This window comes from Bacteroides sp. AF32-8BH (genome assembly GCF_003435205.1).
Lineage (GTDB): Bacteria > Bacteroidota > Bacteroidia > Bacteroidales > Bacteroidaceae > Bacteroides > Bacteroides ovatus.
Genome location: NZ_QVLZ01000089.1, coordinates 1 through 862, shown reverse-complemented (window position 1 = coordinate 862; position 862 = coordinate 1). Strand labels below are relative to the sequence as shown.

The 862-nt window shown below is 58.4% G+C and carries 1 protein-coding gene; it reads left to right on the top strand.

Annotation, left to right across the window (positions count from 1 at the left end; translation table 11 throughout):
• Window positions 1–862: DUF3945 domain-containing protein (locus DWZ47_RS30830; protein WP_199488172.1), on the top strand; the 862-nt coding region annotated here is incomplete at both ends.

Below are 862 nucleotides of genomic sequence, written 5' to 3'. Positions count from 1 at the left end.
ACGAAAAGAAAGTACAGGAGGAGCAGTCCGCCGAAAAGCAGGAACAACCGGAACAGAAACAAGATGACGAACCTAAAAAACAGGAAGAAATGGAACAGAAAAACGAACAGAATCAGGAAAACCCGCAGCAGGCGCAGAGCAACCGGGGCTACCAACCCATCGACGAGAGCAAGATCAACTGGAAGGAGTTGGAGGAGAAATGGGGCGTGAAGCGCGACGACCTTGAAAAGTCGGGCGACCTTGACCGGATGCTCAACTACGGCAAGTCCGACTTGGTGAGGGTGGCGCCCAATTTCGGCGGAGAGGCTTTCGAGCTGGATGCCCGCCTCTCCTTCAAGAAGGACGGCGAGGGCAACGTCAGCCTTGTGCCGCACTTCATCCGCAAGGAGCAGAAACTCGACGAGTACAAGGAACACAAGTTCTCCGACGACGACCGGAAGAACCTGCGCGAAACGGGCAACCTCGGCAGGGTTGTGGACCTCGTGGACAGGGAAACGGGCGAGATCATCCCCTCGTTCGTCAGCATCGACCGCAAGACGAACGAAATCACGGATGTCCCGGCAAACAAGGTGCGCATACCGGAGCGCATCGGCAAGACGGAAATCACCAAGCAGGAGCAGGACATGCTGCGTGCCGGGCTGCCTGTGCGCGACAAACTCATCGAGCGCAAGGACGGCAGGAAGTTCGTCACCACCCTGCAAGTGAACGTGGAGCAGCGCGGCGTGGAGTTCGTGCCGGGAACCGGCAGGTCGCCACGTGCCGCACAAGCACAGGAAGCCAAGAACAACCCCACACAGGGACAGGCGCAGGGTACGGAAAACACAGCCAACACGAACAAGGAGCAACGCCGCAACACGTGGAC